The following is a 20,206-nucleotide window of genomic DNA, read 5'->3' on the forward strand; positions in this document are numbered from 1 at the left end:
CTTGAACCACGCCGCCCGATGAGCGGTGAATGAGGACTGTAATGAGCAAGACTAACGCTGAACTGATGGCCCGTCGTACCGCAGCTGTTCCACGTGGTGTTGGCCAGATTCACCCGATCTTCGCTGAATCGGCAAAGAACGCTACCGTGACTGACGTTGAAGGTCGTGAATTCATCGACTTCGCCGGCGGTATCGCTGTGCTGAACACCGGCCACGTGCACCCGAAAATCATCGCCGCCGTGACCGAACAGCTGAACAAGCTGACCCACACCTGCTTCCAGGTGCTGGCCTACGAGCCGTACGTTGAGCTGTGCGAAAAGATCAACGCCAAGGTGCCAGGTGATTTCGCGAAGAAAACCCTGCTGGTGACCACCGGTTCCGAAGCCGTGGAAAATGCCGTGAAAATCGCCCGTGCCGCCACTGGCCGTGCCGGCGTGATCGCCTTCACCGGCGCTTACCACGGTCGCACCATGATGACCCTGGGCCTGACCGGTAAAGTCGTGCCTTACTCGGCCGGCATGGGCCTGATGCCAGGCGGCATCTTCCGCGCGCTGTACCCGAACGAACTGCACGGTGTGAGCATCGACGATTCGATCGCGTCCATCGAACGCATCTTCAAGAACGACGCCGAGCCGAAAGACATCGCCGCGATCATCATCGAGCCTGTGCAGGGTGAAGGTGGTTTCTACGTCGCGCCGAAAGAATTCATGAAGCGTCTGCGTGCCCTGTGCGACCAGCACGGCATCCTGCTGATCGCTGACGAAGTGCAGACTGGCGCTGGCCGTACCGGCACCTTCTTCGCCATGGAACAGATGGGCGTTGCTGCCGACCTGACCACTTTCGCCAAATCCATCGCTGGCGGCTTCCCGCTCGCCGGTGTCTGCGGCAAGGCCGAATACATGGACGCCATCGCTCCGGGCGGCCTGGGCGGCACCTACGCCGGTAGCCCGATCGCTTGCGCGGCGGCGCTGGCCGTGATGGAAGTGTTCGAAGAAGAGCAACTGCTGGACCGCTGCAAGGCTGTCGGCGAGCGTCTGGTAACCGGTCTGAAGGCCATCCAGGCCAAGTACCCGGTGATCGGCGAAGTGCGTGCGCTGGGCGCGATGATCGCGGTCGAGCTGTTCGAAAACGGCGACAGCCACAAGCCGAACCCGACCGCCGTTGCGGCTGTCGTGGCCAAGGCGCGCGACAAGGGTCTGATCCTGCTGTCCTGCGGCACCTACGGCAACGTGCTGCGCGTTCTCGTACCGCTGACCTCGCCGGACGAGCAACTGGACAAAGGTCTGGCGATCATCGAAGAGTGCTTCTCGGAGCTGTAAGCTCCGGCGCTGTGTGATCCGTTCGACAAAAAACCCGCTTCGGCGGGTTTTTTTTATGCCCCTGATACACATCAAACGCTTTTGCGCTGTATCGATAGGCCAGCATTGGCTAAGGTTCAGGCATTGCAAGGGAGAGCGTGCATGACCGCCGTTGATTTACCCGCCGTACCCCGAGTGCTGATTGCCGAGGCTGATCCATGGTCTCGTGACCTGCTTAAACAAGTGTTGCTCAACGTGCGCTGTGATGCGCGGCTGGACTTGTGTGCCGATGGCCAGCAAGCCATGTCGTTACTCAGCGAAGTGCCTTATGACCTGGCCATTGTCGATTGGGAGTTGCCGGGCATTGATGGTTTGAGCGTGCTGCGCAGCGTGCGCCAGCGCAAACGCAATCCGCCGCTGCCGTTCATTCTGATGAGCAGTCGCAACGACAGCGCCAGCGTGCGCGAAGCCATCCCGTTGGCCCCGACGGCCTATCTGACCAAACCGCTGAACATGGAAAATCTGACCGAGCGGCTGCAGGGTTTGCTGCTGAATGCGGGTGAAGAGGTGTTCTGCGAAGTGCCGACGCTGGCCCCGGGCATGACCTTGTCGGTGTTCCTTGAGCGGCGTCGCGAGCAGGCCGATGGCGCGCCGTTGATGACCGATGTGCAAGTGGCGGTCAAACGCAGCCTCAACCCCAATGGCCTCGACCTGAAGCTGCTGGAAGAAGAGATCCGTACCGATCCGCAGATCACCGCCGTGCTGATCGCCGCCGCCAACAGCGCGGCACAGCATCATGGCGCGGCGGTGCAGACTCTGGCGCAGGCGCTGCATCGCCTCGGCACCGGGCAGAGCATGAACCTGATCCTCGGCCTGGCGCTCAAACGCAGCGCCAAGCTCAGTGACCCATGCCTGGCGGACTACGCCGAGCGCTACTGGGGGCTGTCGCTGCACACGGCGGAATACGCGCGTACGCTGGCGCGCCTGCTCGATCTGGATCAGGAGCGCTGCTACTGCGCGGGCATGCTGCATCGTCTCGGTGATTTGGCCTTGCTGCGCTGTTTGCAGGAGTGGAAGCAGGCTGGCGGCGAGCTGGATGAGTGGGAGGAGGTCGGTGACGCGCTGGCAGAGTTTGGCGCGGCCTACGGTTCGGCGCTGCGGACACGCTGGCGCCTGCCGCTGGAGCTGCGCGAGTTGATTGCGTCGGTCTACCAGCTCGGTGGTGGGGTCTATTCCCGTGAGGCGCTGGTGATGAACATGGCCGCGCAGATGGCCCGTCTGACCGAGCATGAGGGCGTTGAGGAACTGGCGAAGAGTCGTACGGCGCGACTGCTGAAGATCGGGCTGCCGGAGTTGATGCGGATGCGTAAGTAATCTGACTTTTCACAAAACCCTGTGGGAGCGGGCTTGCTCGCGAAGGCGGTGTATCAGCCAACATACATGCTGAATGACCTACCGCCTTCGCGAGCAAGCCCGCTCCCACATTGGATATTTGGGTGGCTGAAATTCTGGATCAGGCAGAAATGATCCGGTTCTTGCCCTGCCGTTTTGCCTCGTACATGGCCGCATCCGCTCTGGCGAACAGACTCTCGAGACTGTCGTCGCCATCCCTGAGGCTGGTCAGGCCCTGGCTGATGGTGATGCCGAATGTCTGCCCCTCGTGGTTGAAACTCAGGCGCTGAATCTCCTGCTGCAGCCGCTCGGCCACTTGCAGCGCCATGTCCGGTGCGCAACCGGGAAACACCGCAGCGAACTCCTCGCCGCCAATGCGCCCGAACAGATCGCCCCGGCGTAACGACCCACGTCCGCATTCGGCGATCCGTTGCAGCACGTTGTCACCCGCCGGGTGGCCGTAGCTGTCGTTGATCAGCTTGAAATCATCGATGTCCAGCAGCAGGAAGGCCAGTGGTGCACCTTGCAGGCGCGCCTCTTCGAACTCGCGGTTGGCGCATTCGAAGAAATGGCGGCGGTTGCTGCTCTGGGTCAGTACGTCGGTGGTCGCCAGGCGATGCAACTCGGTTTCCATGTGCTTCTTGTCGGTGATGTCTTCGGCGATGCCGACGATGATCACCGGTTGCCCGGGTTCGTCCTGACGGTTGATGAAGCACTTGTCGCTGAGCCAACGCACCTGACCGTCGGCGGCGATGATCCGGTACTCGCGGTCTTCCACTGCACCCTTGTGCAGCACTTCGGCAAGGCTGCGTTCGGCATAGTCGAGGTCGTCGGGGTAGATGCTGTCGCGCCACTGGTTGTAGTCAGCCAGCAACAGGCCTGCGGAACGACCGAAAATCCGCTCGTAGGCAGGGCTGACATACAGCACCTGACGGGTTTCCCAATTGAACGCCCAGAGCACCGCGTTGACGCTCACCAGCAATGAACTGAACAGTTGTTCGCGCTCGCTCAGCCGGGCGACTTCGCCTTGGGCATGCATCAGCGCCATCAGGGTTTGCGCGGCCTCGGGCCACTGCGCAAGGGATGAGTCTTTTTGATTGTTGTTGACCATCGGCACGTTTCTCAAAAGGTGTGCCGCAATTTCGACAACGGCCACAGTACAGCCCGCCGGGGTGGCGAAGTGTCTTTGAGATAGGGCTTTCGGTGCTAAGTTCCGCGCTTTTGTAGAGAGGAAGCCTGCTCCCGCCGGGCGGTAGAGATGACGCGTTTCAGCAATGAGAACGCGTCGACAAATTTGCGGTAGCTGCGCTACCTATCGGGGATGAATCCCCTCGCCACAGGGGATTCGTTCATGGCGGTCAGGCTGCGGCGGGGCGCAGCGAGTAGGTTTTCAGCTGGTCGGCAAATTCACGCAGGGACTGGATGCCGCTGGCTTCGGCCTCGTGCACCCATTCCTTGATGGCGGCGAGCATGTCGTGGCCATTGGCGCTGGTCTTGACCCAGATCTGCTGCAGGGCCAGGCGTTTTTCGTAAATGACCTTCAGCGCCTGGCTGTGCTCGAGCATGTTCTGGATGCGCAAGTGATGGCGGTCTTCCAGCAGGCTGGTTTCCCGCGACAGCAGGCGCTTGGCCCGATGGAATTGATGGCGTACCGAATGATCGACCTTGTCCAGCTCCTGCTTGACCAGCGGGCCGATCACCAATTTGCGGTACTGGGCCATGATCTGGAAGCGGTTGTTGAGGATCGCCATGGCGGTATCCATGTCCAGATGGCCCTTGCCTTCGACGCGGTGGGCAATCGGTGCCACACGCTGCACCTTGGCCAGACCGAAGAAGCTGAAGACCTTGATCCACGCCCAGCCGAGGTCGAACTCCCACTTCTTCACCGACAGCTTGGCCGAGTTGGGGTAGGTGTGATGGTTGTTGTGCAGTTCTTCGCCGCCGATCAGGATGCCCCACGGCACCAGATTGGTCGCCGCGTCGCGGCATTCGAAGTTGCGGTAGCCGATGGCGTGACCCAGACCGTTGACCACGCCGGCCGCCCAGACCGGGATCCACATCATCTGGATCGCCCAGATGGTGATGCCGATGGTGCCGAACAGCAGCAGGTCGATGACGCCCATGATCGCCACGCCCAGCAACGGGTAGCGGCTGTAGAGGTTGCGTTCGATCCAGTCTTCCGGGCAGTTCTTGCCGTAGATGCGCAGGGTCTCCGGGTTCTCGGCTTCGGCGCGATACAGCTCGGCGCCTTTGCGCAGCACGGTGGACAGACCCTTGATGACCGGGCTGTGCGGGTCATCTTCGGTTTCGCATTTGGCGTGGTGTTTGCGGTGGATGGCAGTCCACTCGCGGGTGTTCTGCGCCGTGGTCAGCCACAGCCAGAAACGGAAAAAGTGTTTCAGGCCGGCATTCAGCTCGAGCGAGCGATGGGCCGAATAACGGTGCAGATAGACCGTGACGGCGACAATTGTCACGTGGGTCATCAGCAGGGTGACCGCGACCAGAGACCAGGCCGACAAGCCAAGAAAACCTTCGTACCACATAGGCTATAGGGCCCTCGATAAAGATAAAAACAGCCGTTGCATTATCACCAAGCACACAGATAAAACCAGTCGCCCTTTCAGATAAGAGTCGCTGGATGTTTCTTGACCTATAATTCCAACCTTTTTTGTAGGGACATGGACAGCCGAATGCCTGCCACTTACCGCGATGCCTTGCGTGCAGCGCTGCTTTACCTGTTGCTTGCCGTGGTCTGGCTGCAGGGAACTGGTTACTTATTGAACAGTTTCTTTGATGAGTCTGTCGATCTGCAGCGATGGCAACTGATCAACGGTTACGTCTGGGCTGCCGTCAGCGCTGGCCTGATTTTCCTGGCACGGGCCAGATTGTGCGAATTTCTCGGCATTGGTGCGCGGCTACGCGAGCGTCAGTCTGACCGTGAACGCTTGCGTCAGGCGGCAGCCGTGTTCGATTGCACCCGCGAAGGGGTGCTGGTCACCAACCGTCAGGGCCTGATCGTGCACGTCAACCGTGCGTTCATGGAAATCACCGGCTACCAGTACGACGAAGTTCTCGGCCATCAGCCAAGCCTGTTCAAGTCCGGCCACCATCCGCCGGGCTTTTACCAGGCGATGTTCGCCACGCTGGAGAGCGAGGGCGAATGGAGCGGTGAGATCTGGAACCGGCGCAAGAGCGGCGAGATTTATCCACAGTGGCAGACCATCCGCGTGATTCACGATGATCAGGGCCGGCTCAGTCACTACGTGGCGGTATTTTCCGACATCAGTGCGATCAAGGACTCCGAACACGAACTCAAGCACCTTGCCCACCACGATCCGCTGACCGACCTGCCCAATCGCCTGTTGTTCAGCGACCGCGCCGAGCAGGCGCTGGCCTCGGCGCAGATCCACAAGCGTGGCTGCGCCCTGCTGATGATCGATCTGGATCACTTCAAGATGATCAACGACAGCCTCGGGCACAACGTCGGCGATCGCCTGCTCAAAGCGGTGGCGGCGCGCCTGCAGGACCTGTTCGGCCCCGGAATCACCCTGGCACGGCTCGGCGGTGACGAATTCGCGGTGCTGGCGGAAAGTTGTCCACAACTGGTTCAGGCAGCGGCGCTGGCCCAGCGCATTCTCGATGCGCTGAAGGAGCCGTTCAGCATCGAGCGGCATCAGCTGTTCATCAACGCCAGTATCGGTATCAGCCTGTTCCCCAGTGATGCATTGAGTGCCGATCAATTGCTGCGCAATGCCGACGCCGCGCTGTTCAAGGCCAAGAGCAGCGGACGCAACGGTTACGCGTTGTACACCGAAGAACTGACCGCGCATGCGCAGCAACGGGTGGAGATCGCCTTCGAGCTACGCCGCGCGCTGGAGCAGCAGGAGCTGCGCGTCTATTACCAACCGGTTCACGATTTGCACAGCAGTCGGCTGATCGGCGTCGAAGCGCTGGTGCGCTGGCAGCATCCGCAGCGGGGGCTGGTGTCGCCGGCGGAATTCATCCCGATTGCCGAGCGCACCGGGCTGATCGCCGAAATCGACGCCTGGGTGATGCGCCAGGCGTGTTTGCAGATGTGCCAGTGGCAGCAGGCCGGGGTTGTGCTGTCGTTTGTTGCGGTGAATGTGTCGTCACGCCTGTTTGCCCGGCGCGAGCTGTATCAGCAGGTGGCGCAGGTACTGCACGAGACCGGGCTGGATCCGGCGTATCTGGAGCTGGAGGTTACCGAAAGCGCGGTGATGGATGATCCGGAAGTGGCGCTGGAGCAGATGCATCGCTTGCGTGAATTGGGCATTCGCCTGGCCATCGATGACTTTGGCACCGGGTACTCGTCGCTGTTGCGGCTCAAGCGCTTGCCGGTGCAGAAGCTCAAAATCGATCAGGGTTTTGTCGCCGGCCTGCCATGGGACGAGGACGACGCGGCGATTGTCCGGGTGATCATCGCCCTGGCCCGCAGCATGGGCATGCAGGTGCATGCCGAAGGCATCGAGCAGGCCGAGCAGGCGGCGTTTCTGCTGGAGCAGGAATGTGATCTGGGGCAGGGGTACTGGTTTGGGCGGCCGGTGCCGGCGGGGGAGATTGATTGGACCAAAGCACCTGTTATCGGTTAGCAGTCCTGTTATGGCTGACACAAAACCTGTGGTGAGGGGATTCATCCCTGATGGGTCGCGCAGCGGCCCTAAAAAACAGGGACTGCTACGCAGTCCATCGGGGATGAATCCCCTCACCACAAGGTTTCATAAAGGCTTCAAACACGGTGAACACCGCGCAAACCCTTGCCCCGTCAGATAATGTTTTCTAGTTATATAAACATTCTTAAATAGTCTTTTTAAGAATATCTGCGCCTCTCTTATATTGCTCCCACGCCGAACGCAGTGCCGCCCACTGCCAGGCACATCCCATTCAAAGGAGCAGCACCATGAGCGCATCCCTTCGCAGCGTTGACGGTCAGGACGAAACCACCATCTTGCGTGAAATCCAGAGCGCCCTGCGCGATCTGCGGTTTGGCGCGGTGGAGATCACTGTGCACAACGCCCAGGTCGTGCAGATCGAACGCAAAGAGAAATTCCGTTTGCAGCAGCCGGGTAACAAGCCGAGCTGAAAAAGATCGCAGCCTGCGCCAGCTTTTGCAGGGGGCTGTGCGCAAGCGCTGGCGCAGGCGGCGATCTTTGAATGAGCAACCCGATTCCAGCAACACATAAGAAAAAGCCACCACCAAGAATTCCAGGAGCTTTCACCATGTCGTCGATTCGCCGTTACGCTTTGGCCGCGCTGGCCAGTGCTGTGTTTGCCGGTTCCGCGGTTGCCAAGGATTACGAACTGCTCAATGTGTCGTACGACCCGACGCGCGAGCTGTATCAGGACTACAACGCCGAATTCATCAAGTTCTGGCAGAAGGATCATGCCGGCGACACCGTGAAAATCCAGCAATCCCACGGCGGTTCGGGCAAGCAGGGCCGCGCGGTGATCGACGGTCTGCGCGCCGACGTCGTGACCCTGGCGCTGGCCGGCGACATCGACGAAATCGCCAAGCTCGGCAAGACCCTGCCGGCCGACTGGCAGAAGCGTCTGCCGGACGCCAGCACCCCGTACACCTCGACCATCGTGTTCCTGGTGCGCAAGGGCAACCCGAAAGGCATCAAGGACTGGGGCGACCTGGTCAAGAACGACGTCTCGGTAATTACCCCGAACCCGAAAACCTCCGGCGGTGCGCGCTGGAACTTCCTCGCCGCGTGGGCCTACGGCCTGAAAGCCAACGGCGGCAGCGAAGAAAAAGCCAAAGAGTACGTGCAGACCCTGTTCAAGCACGTTCCGGTACTGGACACCGGCGCTCGTGGCTCGACCATCACCTTCGTCAACAACGGTCAGGGTGACGTGTTGCTGGCCTGGGAAAACGAAGCGTTCCTGGCGCTGAAAGAAGACGGCGGCGCTGACAAGTTCGACATCGTTGTGCCGTCGTTGTCGATCCTTGCCGAACCACCGGTGGCGGTGGTCGACAAGAACGCCGAGAAGAAGGGCAACGAACAGATCGCCGAAGCCTACTTGAAGCACCTGTACAGCCCGGCCGGTCAGGAGATCGCCGCGAAGAACTTCTACCGTCCACGCGACAAGGACGTGGCGGCGAAGTACGCCCAGCAGTTCCCGAAACTGGAACTGGTGACCATCGACAAGGACTTCGGCGGTTGGAAATCCGCCCAGCCGAAATTCTTCAACGACGGTGGCGTGTTCGACCAGATCTATCAGGCGCAGTAATCTCACTCGAAACGAGCCTGAAGTTCAGGCACAAAACATGTGGGAGCGAGCCTGCTCGCGAAGGCGGTATTTCAGGCGACAGGGATGTTGACTGATACTCCCTCTTCGCGAGCAGGCCCGCTCCCACATTGATGCGTTTTCAACCAAGGACTTTTATGTCGCGTCGTATCTCCCCCGTCATACCCGGCTTCGGGCTGACGCTGGGTTACACCTTGGTGTACCTCAGCCTGATTGTGCTTATCCCGCTGGCGGCGATGTTCGTCCACGCCGCCCAACTCACCTGGGATCAGTTCTGGACGATCATCACCGCGCCACGCGTGCTGGCAGCGTTGAAGCTGAGCTTCGGCACCGCGCTGTGTGCGGCGATCATCAACGGCATCATCGGTACGCTATTGGCCTGGGTGCTGGTGCGCTACACCTTCCCCGGGCGTAAGGTGATCGACGCGATGATCGACCTGCCGTTTGCCCTGCCGACGGCGGTGGCCGGTATCGCCCTGACCGCGCTGTACACCCCGACCGGTCTGGTCGGCCAGTTCGCCGCCGACCTCGGGTTCAAGATCGCCTACACCCCCTTGGGTATCACCCTGGCGCTGACTTTCGTCACCCTGCCGTTCGTGGTGCGCACGGTGCAACCGGTGCTGGCTGACATTCCCCGTGAAGTCGAAGAGGCCGCTGCCTGCCTCGGTGCGAAACCTTTGCAGGTGTTCCGCCATATCCTCTTGCCAGCGCTGTTGCCCGCCTGGCTGACCGGTTTTGCCCTGGCGTTTGCCCGCGGTGTCGGTGAGTACGGCTCGGTGATTTTCATCGCTGGCAACATGCCGATGAAAACCGAGATCCTGCCGCTGCTGATCATGGTCAAACTCGACCAGTACGATTACACCGGCGCCACTTCCATCGGCGTGCTGATGCTGGTGGTTTCCTTCGTCCTGTTGCTGCTGATCAACTTGCTGCAGCGGCGCATCGAAACCCCATAAGGAGGCGCGAACCATGTCCCAATCGTCTATTGCGGCCGCGTCCTCGGCCAACGCTGCCCGCCGTGGCAGCGCTACTTCGCGGCGCGTGCTGATCGGTCTCGGCTGGCTGATCTTTTTCCTGTTTCTGGTACTGCCGCTGTTCATCGTGGTGTCGCAAGGTTTGAAGAACGGCCTCGGCGCATTCTTCACGGCGATCTTTGAACCGGACGCCTTGTCGGCGCTGAAACTCACGGTGATCGCCGTGCTGATTTCGGTGCCGCTGAACCTGGTGTTCGGGGTCAGCGCCGCATGGTGCGTGAGCAAGTATTCGTTCCGCGGCAAGAGCATGCTGGTGACGCTGATCGACCTGCCGTTCTCGGTGTCGCCGGTGATCGCCGGTCTGGTCTACGTGCTGATGTTCGGCGCTCAGGGCCTGTTCGGCCCGTGGCTGCAGGATCACGACATTCAGATCGTCTTCGCTCTGCCGGGCATCGTGCTGGCGACGATCTTCGTCACCGTGCCGTTCGTGGCCCGTGAGCTGATTCCGCTGATGCAGGAACAAGGCACGCAGGAAGAAGAAGCCGCGCGGCTGCTCGGCGCTAATGGCTGGCAGATGTTCTGGCATGTCACCGTCCCCAACATCAAATGGGGCCTGATCTATGGCGTGGTGCTGTGTACCGCGCGGGCCATGGGTGAGTTCGGTGCGGTGTCGGTGGTTTCCGGGCACATTCGCGGGGTGACCAACACCTTGCCGCTGCACGTCGAGATCCTCTACAACGAATACAACCACGTGGCCGCGTTCGCCGTGGCGAGCCTGTTGCTGATCTTGGCGCTCTTCATCCTGCTGCTCAAGCAGTGGAGCGAAAACCGTATCAACCGCCTGCGCGCCAGCGCCGCGGAGGAATAATTCATGTCGATCGAAGTGCGTAACGTCAGCAAGAATTTCAATGCGTTCAAGGCGCTGGACAACATCAGCCTGGACATTCACAGCGGTGAACTGGTGGCGCTGCTTGGCCCGTCCGGTTGTGGCAAGACCACGCTGCTGCGGATCATCGCCGGCCTGGAAACCCCGGATCAGGGCAACATCGTGTTTCACGGCGAAGACGTCTCCGGCCACGACGTGCGTGATCGCAACGTCGGTTTCGTGTTCCAGCACTACGCGCTGTTCCGGCACATGACGGTATTCGACAACGTCGCGTTCGGCCTGCGCATGAAACCGAAAAACCAGCGCCCGAGTGAAAGCCAGATCGCGACCAAGGTCCACGAACTGCTGAACATGGTGCAGCTGGACTGGTTGTCGGATCGCTACCCGGAACAACTGTCCGGTGGTCAGCGTCAGCGTATCGCCCTCGCGCGCGCGTTGGCGGTTGAACCGAAGGTGCTGCTGCTCGACGAGCCGTTCGGCGCTCTCGACGCCAAGGTGCGTAAAGAACTGCGCCGCTGGCTCGCACGCCTGCACGAAGACATCAACCTGACCTCGGTGTTCGTGACCCACGACCAGGAAGAAGCGATGGAAGTCGCCGACCGCATCGTGGTGATGAACAAGGGCGTGATCGAGCAGATCGGCTCACCGGGCGACGTCTACGAAAACCCGGCCAGCGATTTCGTTTATCACTTCCTCGGCGACTCGAACCGCTTGTTGCTCAGCGATGACAACCATGTGCTGTTCCGTCCGCACGAAGTGTCGTTGTCCAGACATGAGCTGGAAGATCACCATGCCGCTGAAGTGCGTGATATTCGCCCATTGGGCGCGACCACGCGGGTGACGTTGAAGGTGGAAGGGCAGACCGATTTGATCGAGGCCGAAGTGGTGAAGGATCACGACAGCCTGATCGGACTGGCCAAGGGTGAAACGCTGTTCTTCAAGCCGAAGGTCTGGCAGAAAGTCGCCAGTCTTTAAGATCAAAAGCTTCGCGAGCAGGCTCGCCCCCACAGGGAAATACATTCCATTGTGGGAGCGAGCCTGCTCGCGAAAGCGCTCTACACAGCCGCACGATTCGGATTGACCCGCACCACCCCCGCCCGCGCCTCGATCTGCTCTTTCAACTCATGGCGCATGCCGAGCAGGAACGCCACTTCGGCCACGACAAACAGCGGCCCGACAATCAGCCCGCTCACGTCATCGACGAACGCCGGTTTGCGCCCCTCATAGTGGTGCCCGACAAACTGGATCACCCAGCCAATCACAAACATCGCCAGCCCGCTGCTCAGCCAGACCATGGTGCTCTGCTGCGCCAGCGCATGCCCGGCCCAGACCGACAGGCCCATCAACAGGCTCATCAGCACGCCGAGCTTCAGTTCCAGGCGCAGGTAGAACCACGCCGACGCCAGCGCTAGCAGCACCGCCGGAGAGATCCACAAGCCGCCCAGTGACCATTCTGGTCGCGACAGCAACACCGCCACCGCCACCACGATCAGCGGAATGCCGATAAAGTGGCTGGCGATGTTGCGCGGGTCGCGGTGGTAGGCGGCGTATTGACTGAGATGGTCGACGAGGCTTTTCATTGTTGTTCCTCCTGTAGGGTGCGTGCAGCATGCCTCGGGTTCGGCGTTCGCTCTGTCAGGCAGGCGACAATTGGGAGTGATCATGGATAAGCGTTCACGGCTGCTGACCGGGCAATGGTTCAGTCATCTGCCGGCATCCTTTCAGGATAGTCTGTTGGCGGCGGCCCGGGAGCGGCGGCTGACGGCGGGGCAGCGCCTGTTCCAGCGCGGTGATCCGCCCTGCGGCCTGTACGCGGTGCTCGACGGCGCGATCCGAATCGGCGCGGTGAGCGAGCAGGGCAAGGAGGCGTTGCTGAGCCTGGTGGAGGCGCCGCACTGGTTCGGCGAAATCTGCCTGTTCGACGGCCAGCCACGCACTCATGATGCGTATGCGGTCGGGCCGTGCAGCCTGCTGAATATCCCGCAGGCCACGCTGCTGAAAATCCTCGACGAACAGCCGGTGTACTGGCGCCATCTGGCATTGCTGATGAGCCACAAACTGCGCCTGACCTTTATCAATCTCGAACAGTTGAGCCTGCTGCCGGCCCCGGCACGCCTGGCGCATCGCTTGCTGATGATCGCCGAGGGCTACGGTGAAATCGATGCGCCACGCCGGGTGCTGCAACTGCCGCAGGAGCAGCTGGCGTCGATGCTGTCGCTGTCACGGCAGACCACCAACCAGATCCTCAAGGATCTGCAGGGGCAGGGGATTATCGGGTTGGGGTATGGCGAGATCGAGATTCTCGATGCCGAGCGATTGCGCGCGCTGGCCACACTCTAAAGAACACTGCCATCCCTGTGGGAGCGGGCTTGCTCGCGAAGGCGTCGTGTCAGCCAGCACATCATGCACTGACACATCGCTTTCGCGAGCAAGCCCGCTCCCACATATGATCGCTGTTGTTTTTACGAGCCGCGATAGGTCGAGAAACCGTAGGGGCTGAGCAGCAGCGGGATGTGGTAGTGCTGGTCAGTCTGCTTCACCTGGAAAATCACCGGGATCTCCGGGAAAAACGTCTCGCGCTTGTTCTTTTCGAAATACTCGCCGGTCTTGAACACCACCCGGTATTCGCCCGCTTCGAAAGGCTGTTTGGCCGGAAACAGTTCGGCGATGCGTCCCTGTTCGTTGGTGGTGCCCTGGGCCAGTGGCTGCCAGTTCTGGCCAACGTGTTTTTCCAGCGTCACATTGACGCCCGGCGAGGGCAGGCCGTTTTCCAGGTTGAGCACGTGCACGCTCAGTGGATTGCCGGCGGCCAACGCAAGGCTGGATAGGGTGCTCAGGCCGAGTGCGGCGAAGGTCATGCGCAGGGTGGTCATGGTCAGTCTCCTTATTGGGAACGGGTAAGGGTCAGGCCGGCTTTTTCGGCGGCCTTGATCGCACAGCTTTCGTCCTGCTCGCCGCCGCCGGAACCGGCCACGCCCATGGCGCCGACCAACTCATTGCCGGCGAATAACGGGATCCCGCCGCCGAGCAACAGCAGCTCATCGAGGGTGTTGAGGTTGGCGGTTTCCGGATTGCTGCGGGCGCGCTCGGCGAACAGCCGGGTCGGGGTTTTCGTCGACAGCGCGGTGTAGGCTTTGCGCTGGCTGGCAGCGATGTTGTGCGGGCCGATGCCGTCGCCGCGCAGGGTTACCAGCAAGTTGCCGCCACGGTCGAGCACCGATACCGTGGCGGTGCAATTGCTCAACGCGGTGTCGGCCAGCAGGCGTGCGGTTTTCAGATCGAGGTCAGCGTGGCGTGGCAGCTCGGCGCTGGCGAAAGCGCTGGCGCTGGCGCTGAGGCCGAGGGCAAGGCTGGCTGCAAGGTATTTGACGGTCATGAACAGGCTCCGAAAGCGAAGGACATCACCTTAGCCGCCGCTCTTCGTCAGAACCCCGTCAGTCGGATTACAAGTTTGTAATGGGCAATCGGGCCGAAGGCGCCTAGCCTGTGTGCCTGATCAATCGAGGTGTGCCATGCGTTTGCTGGTCGTAGAAGATGAAGCCAAAACCGCGAATTTCCTGGCCAAGGGCCTGGGCGAGTCGGGTTTTGCCGTGGACGTGGCGCTCAATGGTCTCGATGGGCGCTATTTCATCGAGCAGCAGGAATATGACCTGATCATCCTCGACGTGATGCTGCCGGGCCTCAATGGCTGGCAGCTGCTGCAACTGATCCGCCAGCGCGGCGCCACGCCGGTGCTGTTCCTCACCGCCAAGGACGCCATCGAAGACCGCGTGCGCGGCCTCGAACTCGGCGCCGATGATTACCTGCTCAAACCCTTCGCCTTCGCCGAATTGCTCGCGCGAGTGCGCACCCTGCTGCGCCGCGGGCCGCTGCGCGAGGCCGAGTCCTACAGCATCGCCGATCTGGAAATCGACGTGCTGCGGCGTCGGGTCAGTCGCGGCGGTCAGCGCATTGCCCTGACCAACAAGGAATTTGCCCTGCTGCAATTGCTCGCCAGCCGTCAGGGCGAAGTGCTGTCGCGCACGCTGATCGCCTCGCAGGTGTGGAACCTGAATTTCGACAGCGACACCAACATGGTCGAAGTTGCAGTGCGCCGCTTGCGGGCGAAAGTCGATGACCCGTACATGCCGAAACTGATCCACACCGTGCGCGGGGTCGGCTATCAGCTGGAGGCGCCCGACGATGCGGTCTAGGTCGATCGCCTGGCGTCTGGCGCTGGCGTTCGCCGTGGTTTGCGCGTTGGTGTTGAGTGCGATCGGTGTGTTTCTCTACCGCTCGCTCGACTCGGAAATCGCCTACCGCGACGACCTCGCGTTGCTCGGCCGTCTGGAGCAGGTGCGCGCCTTGCTCGCCGACAGTGACAGCCTCGGCGCCTTGCAGGCGCGGCCACGGCTGTACCAGAACATGCTCGGTAACCTCGACAGCCTGCTGCTGGTGCGGCGTGCCGATGGCTCGAACGTGATTGCGATCAACCCGCGCCAGCGCGAGCTGCCGCCATTGAACGCAATCGCACGCGAGCAAACGCCGCAGCGTCGCGATGTGCTGACCTGGCAGGCGCCTGACGGCGCCGAGCTGGCGCTGTTGTCCGGTGAAGCCCAAGGGCCGAACGGCGAACCGCTGACGGTGATCGCCGGCAAGGTACTGACCGAACGTGAACAGATGCTCGCCAGTTATCGCTTGCGCCTGTACCTGGCCGTCGGGCTTGGCGCGTTGCTGGCGTTCGCGCTGGGCCTGGTTTTGCTGCGCCGTGGTCTGCAACCGTTGCGCCAGTTAAGCGCGGCGGTGCGTGGCATTGATCTGCGCAGCCTCGACCAGCGTCTGCCCGCCAGTGGCACCCCCGCCGAACTGCTCGAACCGGTGCAGGCGCTCAACGGCATGCTCGCGCGGCTGGACGACAGCGTGCAGCGGCTGTCGCAGTTTTCTGCCGATCTGGCGCACGAGATCCGCACACCGCTGCACACCTTGCTCGCCAGCAACGGCCAGGCGCTGAACCACCCGCGCAGCACGGCGGAGTATCAGGAGCTGCTGGCGTCGAACATGGAAGAGTTCGAACGCCTCAAACGCATGGCCGAGAACCTGATGTTCCTCGCCCGCGCCGAACAGGCGGAGCTCGCGCTCGACTTGCGCACGCTGGAATTGCACGAGGTCGGCAATGAATTGTGCGATTACTTCGAAGCGCTGGCGGACGACCGCAATATCCGTCTGGAAAATGCGCTGCACGGCGAACTGGTGGCCGACCAGCAACTGCTGCAACGTGCCCTCGGTAATCTGCTGGCCAACGCGGTGCGTCATGCCGATGAAGGCACACTGATCAGCCTGCGCCGCCACGATGAGCCGGGCGTGTGCTGGTTACAGGTACATAACCACGGCCCGGTGATCGCGCCAGAACATCTGGGCAAACTGTTCGACCGCTTCTATCGCGTCGACCCTTCACGGGCGCAGCCTGGGGATTCCGGTGGGCTGGGGCTGGCGATCGTGCAGTCGATCATGCTGTTGCATGGCGGGCGGGTCAGGGTGAGCAATGATGCGAGTGGCACAGTGTTTGAGTTGGGTTTTGTCCTGAGCCAATGATGCGCCGTGCAAGTATTCTGAAACTCAGCTAGAGTTTGGTAACTAGTGCATCACATGTGATGCATTTCATTGATTTATCTATAAATGCATCGTAAACAGTGCAGGTTTGCGCAATGGAACAGATCGGCGAAGTGATCAGAAGCTTGCGCAAGGCGCGCAAACTCTCTCAGCAGGCACTGGCTCAACAATACGGCATGAGCCGCGCCACCATCTCGGGGATCGAAAACAACACGGTCTCCGAAATCGGCCTGCGCAAGGTTGAGGCGATACTCAATGGCTTCGGTTACGAGCTGGTTGCTGTTCCCCGCAAGTCCAATCGCCCAACCCTCGACGCTCTGCAAAAAGTGAATTTCCATGACTGAAACGCCGGACAGGTTGCAAATCCGTGTAGGTGAGCAGGTGGTCGGGACGCTGGGGCGCGGGCAGATTCCCGACGACAGCGTGTTCAGTTATCGCGAAGATGCCAGCGCCGACAATGCGGTATCGCTGACGATGCCCACTCGCCTGGACAGCTATGGCTGGGAACATGGCATTCACCCTGTCTTCGAGATGAACTTGCCCGAAGGCGCGCTGCGTGAGGAGTTGATGCGGCGCTTCAGTAAAGCCGTGCGTGGCTTCGATGATTTTGCTTTGTTGGCTATCGTCGGCCCCCATCAGCTCGGCCGTCTGGCAATTGCCAGCACACCGGCGACTGATCAGCCTCCGGCAACATCCCTCAGCGATCTGCTGGTGCACGATGGTGCTCAGGGGCTGTTCGAAGATCTGTTACAGACCTACGGTCAGTATTCCGGAGTGTCAGGCGTGCAGCCCAAAGTGCTGGTGCGTGACAGCGCCGCCGCGATTGATCGCCTGACCCATCGGGGGGCGACTCATCTGGTCAAGGCCTTTCGCGCCGAAGAGTATCCGCAGCTGGCAACCAATGAATATTTCTGTATGCGGGCGGCACAGCACTGCGGCCTCGAAGTGCCAACATTCGAGCTCAGCGAGCGCGGCAAATTTCTGGTGGTCGAGCGTTTTGACCTGAGCGATTCGGGGTACCTCGGTTTCGAGGATTTCTGTGTACTGAACGGGTGGCCGTCGAAAGCCAAATACGACGGTTCCTATGAAGGTGCCGCGCGGCAGATCAAGGCATTCGTTTCGCCGCAGTTGCTGGGCTCTGCCCTGGAAGCGTTTTTCAAGATTGTCGCGTTGTCTGCGGGGCTGAAAAACGGTGATGCGCATCTGAAGAACTTCGGCGTGCTTTACGAAGATTGTGCAGAGCAGTCATCCGTCAGGCTCGCGCCGGCATACGACATCATCACAACGTCGGTTTATATCAAGAGCGACAGCATGGCGCTGCTGCTGGGCGGTTCAAAAGCCTGGCCCAAGTACAAGATGCTGGTGCGGTTCGGTCGTACGGCATGCAACCTGACCGAGGCGCGTTGCAACGAATTACTGCAACAAGTGGCTCACGGCATGCAGATGGCGATCGAGGAAATGGCCAGACACAGCCGCAAGTACCCCGAGTTTGCCGAAGTAGGCGAGGCGATGATCGAACAGTGGACATCCGGCCTGCAACGCAGCTTGGTCAAGGGCTGATGGTCAGCGCAACTGATCGCGAAACTGCCCCGGCGTCATCCCCGTCCAGCGCTTGAACGCGCGGCTGAAGCTGCTGGTGTCGGCAAACCCCAGCAGGTAACTGACTTCACTCAACGAACACTGCGGATCGCGCAGGTGCAGCAGCGCGAGGTTTTCGCGGCTCTCGTTGAGCAGCGTGTCGAAGCGACAGCCCTCATCCGCCAAGTGCCGTTGCAGGCTGCGCAAGCTCAGGTGCAAGGCCTGGGCGATGCGTTCGGCGCTGGGTTCGCCTTCGGGCAGTTGCTCTTCGATGGCGTCGCGCACCTTGCGCTCCCAGGTCAGCGGTTGGAGCTGGGCCAGGGTGCGCTTGAGCACGGTTTCGTTGTGTTCGGCCAGTTCCGGGTTGGCGTCGTCGAGGTGGCTGTCGAAGTCGGCGAGGGCGAACTCCAGGCGATCTTCGGCGCAGGAGAAATGCACCGGGGCGCGGAACACCTTGTGCCACTGATGCGCATCGGACGGTTCCGGTCGGCGCAGGTACACCGCCAGCGGCGCGTAATCGCGACCCAGGCGATTGCGGCAGGTACGCACGTAGATCGCGGCAAAGGCATCGATGGCTTCGAAGGCCGGCGCCGGATTGCCTGACGGAATTTTCAGGCGAAACAGATAGCGGTCATCGCTGCGGCTCAGCTCCAGTTCCAGTGCATCGCTGACCACCGGGTGATAACGCACGATGCGCTCGAATACCTCACGCAGGCTGCCGCTGGCCACCAGCGCGTAACCCAGCGCATGGAACGTGGTCGGGCTGACGAACCGCGACACTCGCAGGCCGATCGCCGGATCGCCGCTGAACTGTACTGCCAGTTGCCACAGGCGCGTGGTGCCGGACAACGGATAACGCGCGTTCGGGTCGTCCATCAACTGCGGATCGAGCCCGGCCTGTTGGCACAGGCCGAGACTGTCCAGCCCCAGCGCATCGAGTTGCTTGCGCAAGGCACGGGTCCAGCTGGCGAGCGAGGTCGGTTCCTTCATGCTGATTGGCGCTTCCGGTCAACAGGTTGGCGTTCACGGCTACCATCAATACAGCTTTCGCAAGGCAGGATGCGAACATCAATAACCAGAGGATGGAAGCATGGACCGTACTTCTGCAAGTCCCCAGCGACACAATGCTGCCCAGCGATCAGCGCATATTCGCGAAGTGGTGCTGGCCAAGGGCGTCGAGTTGCGTCAGCGCTATCCGATTTTGCAACACCAAGACGCCCTCGGCGCGGGCATTCTGGCCTTCGCCCTGGCCGGGATGATCGGCTCGGCGGCGCTGTACATCACTGGCCACATGGCGTGGTGGGTATGCCTGTTGTTCAACGCGTTTTTCGCCTCCCTGACTCACGAGCTGGAGCACGACCTGATCCACAGCATGTATTTCCGCAAGCAGCGCGTGCCGCACAACCTGATGATGGGCCTGGTGTGGCTGGCGCGGCCGAGCACGATCAACCCGTGGATCCGCCGCCATCTGCACCTCAATCACCACAAGGTCTCCGGCACCGAAACCGATATGGAAGAACGCGCGATCACCAACGGCGAACCGTGGAGTTTTGCGCGGTTGCTGATGGTCGGTGACAACGTGATGTCGGCGTTCATCCGCATGCTAAGGGCCAAGACCTGGGCGCACAAAATCAACATCATCAAGCGCACGCTGAAAGTCTATGCGCCACTGGCGCTGGTGCATTGGGGCGCGTGGTATGTGTTTCTCGGTTTTCATGCGGCGAATGGCATCGCCTACCTCATGGGTTCGCCGATTGAATGGTCGGCGACCACGCTGTCGGTGATGCAGGTGATCGATATCGCGGCAGTGGTGATCATCGGTCCGAACGTGCTGCGCACCTTTTGCCTGCACTTCATCAGCTCGAACATGCATTACTACGGCGACATCGAGGCGGGCAACGTGCTGCAGCAATGCCAGGTGTTGAACCCATGGTGGCTGTGGCCGTTGCAGGCATTCTGCTTCAACTTCGGCAGCAGCCACGGGATTCACCATTTTGTGGTGAAGGAACCGTTTTACATCCGGCAGCTGACCGTGCCGGTGGCGCACAAGGTGATGCGCGAGATGGGCGTGCGGTTCAATGATTTCGGCACGTTTGGGCGGGCGAACCGGTTTGTTCGTCGGGATGAAGTGGTAGCGGAGGAGGCGCGTACGGCTCAGGCTTGATGGTGAATTTGCGGGCCTCTTCGCGAGCAAGCCCGCTCCCACAGGGGAACGCATT

The 20,206-nt window shown here is 61.0% G+C and carries 20 protein-coding genes; 14 read left to right on the forward strand and 6 right to left on the reverse strand.

The features are described from left to right. Positions 1-41 precede the first annotated feature (41 nt). The gene (gabT, locus tag VLA07_RS24090; protein WP_003220503.1) at positions 42-1,319 is read left to right on the forward strand and encodes a 4-aminobutyrate--2-oxoglutarate transaminase; all 1,278 of its coding nucleotides are present in this window, start codon (positions 42-44) and stop codon (positions 1,317-1,319) included. A 141-nt stretch (positions 1,320-1,460) separates the two neighbouring features. Continuing rightward, the gene (locus VLA07_RS24095; protein ID WP_333991912.1) at positions 1,461-2,672 is read left to right on the forward strand and encodes a response regulator; all 1,212 of its coding nucleotides are present in this window, start codon (positions 1,461-1,463) and stop codon (positions 2,670-2,672) included. 139 nt (positions 2,673-2,811) lie between these two features. Here the strand turns inward: VLA07_RS24095 and VLA07_RS24100 are convergent, their stop codons facing one another. Together VLA07_RS24100 and desA are read right to left on the reverse strand one after the other, a co-directional pair. After that, entirely contained in the window at positions 2,812-3,801 is a 990-nt protein-coding gene (locus VLA07_RS24100) for a GGDEF domain-containing protein (protein WP_333991914.1), read from the reverse strand. Positions 3,802-4,048: 247 nt separating this feature from the next. Continuing rightward, complete coding sequence (gene desA, locus VLA07_RS24105; protein ID WP_027611144.1) at positions 4,049-5,233, reverse strand: delta-9 fatty acid desaturase DesA; 1,185 nt, start codon at positions 5,231-5,233, stop codon at positions 4,049-4,051. A 147-nt stretch (positions 5,234-5,380) separates the two neighbouring features. Between desA and dibA the strand changes: the two genes are divergently transcribed. From dibA to VLA07_RS24135, 6 genes are all read left to right on the forward strand, one after another. Next, the gene (dibA, locus tag VLA07_RS24110) at positions 5,381-7,300 is read left to right on the forward strand and encodes a phosphodiesterase DibA (RefSeq protein ID WP_333991916.1); all 1,920 of its coding nucleotides are present in this window, start codon (positions 5,381-5,383) and stop codon (positions 7,298-7,300) included. A 308-nt stretch (positions 7,301-7,608) separates the two neighbouring features. Continuing rightward, on the forward strand, positions 7,609-7,791 hold the full coding sequence (gene oscA, locus VLA07_RS24115; RefSeq protein WP_003220508.1) for a sulfur starvation response protein OscA: 183 nt from the start codon (positions 7,609-7,611) through the stop codon (positions 7,789-7,791). Positions 7,792-7,928: 137 nt separating this feature from the next. Continuing rightward, positions 7,929-8,942, forward strand: a complete 1,014-nt coding sequence (locus VLA07_RS24120) for a sulfate ABC transporter substrate-binding protein (protein WP_027611146.1) — start codon at positions 7,929-7,931, stop codon at positions 8,940-8,942. Between the two features lie 155 nt (positions 8,943-9,097). Continuing rightward, positions 9,098-9,916 carry a sulfate ABC transporter permease subunit CysT gene (gene cysT / locus VLA07_RS24125; protein WP_027611147.1) on the forward strand — a complete coding sequence of 273 codons (819 nt, stop codon included), beginning with the start codon at positions 9,098-9,100 and terminating at the stop codon, positions 9,914-9,916. A gap of 13 nt (positions 9,917-9,929) precedes the next feature. Beyond that, on the forward strand, positions 9,930-10,802 hold the full coding sequence (gene cysW, locus VLA07_RS24130; RefSeq protein ID WP_003220512.1) for a sulfate ABC transporter permease subunit CysW: 873 nt from the start codon (positions 9,930-9,932) through the stop codon (positions 10,800-10,802). Between the two features lie 3 nt (positions 10,803-10,805). Beyond that, the gene (locus VLA07_RS24135; RefSeq protein ID WP_115988479.1) at positions 10,806-11,795 is read left to right on the forward strand and encodes a sulfate/molybdate ABC transporter ATP-binding protein; all 990 of its coding nucleotides are present in this window, start codon (positions 10,806-10,808) and stop codon (positions 11,793-11,795) included. A gap of 80 nt (positions 11,796-11,875) precedes the next feature. On the opposite strand, the gene VLA07_RS24140 is transcribed toward VLA07_RS24135, so the two are convergent. Continuing rightward, positions 11,876-12,400 (reverse strand): Mpo1 family 2-hydroxy fatty acid dioxygenase, encoded by a 525-nt coding sequence (locus VLA07_RS24140; RefSeq protein WP_285373183.1) that lies wholly within the window; start codon positions 12,398-12,400, stop codon positions 11,876-11,878. Between the two features lie 82 nt (positions 12,401-12,482). On the opposite strand from VLA07_RS24140, the gene VLA07_RS24145 reads away from it, so the two are divergent. Beyond that, positions 12,483-13,160, forward strand: coding sequence for a Crp/Fnr family transcriptional regulator (locus VLA07_RS24145; RefSeq protein ID WP_247268430.1), 678 nt, complete (start codon positions 12,483-12,485; stop codon positions 13,158-13,160). Positions 13,161-13,282: 122 nt separating this feature from the next. Here the strand turns inward: VLA07_RS24145 and uraH are convergent, their stop codons facing one another. Both uraH and VLA07_RS24155 read right to left on the reverse strand, forming a co-directional pair. Further along, complete coding sequence (gene uraH, locus VLA07_RS24150; protein ID WP_333991924.1) at positions 13,283-13,693, reverse strand: hydroxyisourate hydrolase; 411 nt, start codon at positions 13,691-13,693, stop codon at positions 13,283-13,285. 11 nt (positions 13,694-13,704) lie between these two features. Further along, positions 13,705-14,196, reverse strand: coding sequence for a GlcG/HbpS family heme-binding protein (locus tag VLA07_RS24155; RefSeq protein ID WP_333991926.1), 492 nt, complete (start codon positions 14,194-14,196; stop codon positions 13,705-13,707). 136 nt (positions 14,197-14,332) lie between these two features. Here VLA07_RS24155 and VLA07_RS24160 point away from each other — a divergent pair, with 136 nt between their 5' ends. The 4 genes from VLA07_RS24160 (at position 14,333) to VLA07_RS24175 (ending at position 17,969) form a co-directional block, all read left to right on the forward strand. Then, positions 14,333-15,013 (forward strand): heavy metal response regulator transcription factor, encoded by a 681-nt coding sequence (locus VLA07_RS24160; RefSeq protein ID WP_027611153.1) that lies wholly within the window; start codon positions 14,333-14,335, stop codon positions 15,011-15,013. Then, positions 15,003-16,391: a heavy metal sensor histidine kinase gene (locus tag VLA07_RS24165; RefSeq protein WP_333991928.1), complete on the forward strand. Its 1,389-nt coding sequence runs from the start codon at positions 15,003-15,005 to the stop codon at positions 16,389-16,391. Before VLA07_RS24160 ends, VLA07_RS24165 begins: the two co-directional genes overlap by 11 nt. Before the next feature lie 113 nt (positions 16,392-16,504). Next, positions 16,505-16,753 carry a helix-turn-helix domain-containing protein gene (locus VLA07_RS24170; RefSeq protein WP_103368632.1) on the forward strand — a complete coding sequence of 83 codons (249 nt, stop codon included), beginning with the start codon at positions 16,505-16,507 and terminating at the stop codon, positions 16,751-16,753. Then, entirely contained in the window at positions 16,746-17,969 is a 1,224-nt protein-coding gene (locus VLA07_RS24175) for a type II toxin-antitoxin system HipA family toxin (protein WP_333991931.1), read from the forward strand. The genes VLA07_RS24170 and VLA07_RS24175 overlap by 8 nt, the downstream gene beginning before the upstream one ends. Before the next feature lie 3 nt (positions 17,970-17,972). Here the strand turns inward: VLA07_RS24175 and VLA07_RS24180 are convergent, their stop codons facing one another. Beyond that, positions 17,973-18,977 (reverse strand): AraC family transcriptional regulator, encoded by a 1,005-nt coding sequence (locus VLA07_RS24180; RefSeq protein WP_123585685.1) that lies wholly within the window; start codon positions 18,975-18,977, stop codon positions 17,973-17,975. A gap of 100 nt (positions 18,978-19,077) precedes the next feature. Between VLA07_RS24180 and VLA07_RS24185 the strand changes: the two genes are divergently transcribed. Next, a complete protein-coding gene (locus VLA07_RS24185) occupies positions 19,078-20,151 on the forward strand; it encodes a fatty acid desaturase (protein ID WP_333991935.1) in 1,074 nt (357 codons plus the stop codon). Positions 20,152-20,206 lie beyond the last annotated feature (55 nt).

The organism is Pseudomonas sp. S3(2024), assembly GCF_036861315.1.
GTDB classification, from domain to species: domain Bacteria; phylum Pseudomonadota; class Gammaproteobacteria; order Pseudomonadales; family Pseudomonadaceae; genus Aquipseudomonas; species Aquipseudomonas putida_A.

Excerpts from the sequence above, each read along its gene's own strand:
- gabT (WP_003220503.1), top strand. The coding sequence starts at position 42 with ATGAGCAAGACTAACGCTGAACTGATGGCCCGTCGTACCGCAGCTGTT.
- VLA07_RS24095 (WP_333991912.1), top strand. The coding sequence starts at position 1,461 with ATGACCGCCGTTGATTTACCCGCCGTACCCCGAGTGCTGATTGCCGAG.
- VLA07_RS24145 (WP_247268430.1), top strand. The coding sequence starts at position 12,483 with ATGGATAAGCGTTCACGGCTGCTGACCGGGCAATGGTTCAGTCATCTG.
- VLA07_RS24180 (WP_123585685.1), bottom strand. The coding sequence starts at position 18,977 with ATGAAGGAACCGACCTCGCTCGCCAGCTGGACCCGTGCCTTGCGCAAG.
- VLA07_RS24135 (WP_115988479.1), top strand. The coding sequence starts at position 10,806 with ATGTCGATCGAAGTGCGTAACGTCAGCAAGAATTTCAATGCGTTCAAG.
- VLA07_RS24140 (WP_285373183.1), bottom strand. The coding sequence starts at position 12,400 with ATGAAAAGCCTCGTCGACCATCTCAGTCAATACGCCGCCTACCACCGC.
- VLA07_RS24175 (WP_333991931.1), top strand. The coding sequence starts at position 16,746 with ATGACTGAAACGCCGGACAGGTTGCAAATCCGTGTAGGTGAGCAGGTG.
- VLA07_RS24165 (WP_333991928.1), top strand. The coding sequence starts at position 15,003 with ATGCGGTCTAGGTCGATCGCCTGGCGTCTGGCGCTGGCGTTCGCCGTG.
- uraH (WP_333991924.1), bottom strand. The coding sequence starts at position 13,693 with ATGACCACCCTGCGCATGACCTTCGCCGCACTCGGCCTGAGCACCCTA.
- VLA07_RS24100 (WP_333991914.1), bottom strand. The coding sequence starts at position 3,801 with ATGGTCAACAACAATCAAAAAGACTCATCCCTTGCGCAGTGGCCCGAG.
- VLA07_RS24120 (WP_027611146.1), top strand. The coding sequence starts at position 7,929 with ATGTCGTCGATTCGCCGTTACGCTTTGGCCGCGCTGGCCAGTGCTGTG.
- VLA07_RS24160 (WP_027611153.1), top strand. The coding sequence starts at position 14,333 with ATGCGTTTGCTGGTCGTAGAAGATGAAGCCAAAACCGCGAATTTCCTG.
- dibA (WP_333991916.1), top strand. The coding sequence starts at position 5,381 with ATGCCTGCCACTTACCGCGATGCCTTGCGTGCAGCGCTGCTTTACCTG.
- VLA07_RS24185 (WP_333991935.1), top strand. The coding sequence starts at position 19,078 with ATGGACCGTACTTCTGCAAGTCCCCAGCGACACAATGCTGCCCAGCGA.
- cysT (WP_027611147.1), top strand. The coding sequence starts at position 9,098 with ATGTCGCGTCGTATCTCCCCCGTCATACCCGGCTTCGGGCTGACGCTG.
- oscA (WP_003220508.1), top strand. The coding sequence starts at position 7,609 with ATGAGCGCATCCCTTCGCAGCGTTGACGGTCAGGACGAAACCACCATC.
- cysW (WP_003220512.1), top strand. The coding sequence starts at position 9,930 with ATGTCCCAATCGTCTATTGCGGCCGCGTCCTCGGCCAACGCTGCCCGC.
- VLA07_RS24170 (WP_103368632.1), top strand. The coding sequence starts at position 16,505 with ATGGAACAGATCGGCGAAGTGATCAGAAGCTTGCGCAAGGCGCGCAAA.
- VLA07_RS24155 (WP_333991926.1), bottom strand. The coding sequence starts at position 14,196 with ATGACCGTCAAATACCTTGCAGCCAGCCTTGCCCTCGGCCTCAGCGCC.
- desA (WP_027611144.1), bottom strand. The coding sequence starts at position 5,233 with ATGTGGTACGAAGGTTTTCTTGGCTTGTCGGCCTGGTCTCTGGTCGCG.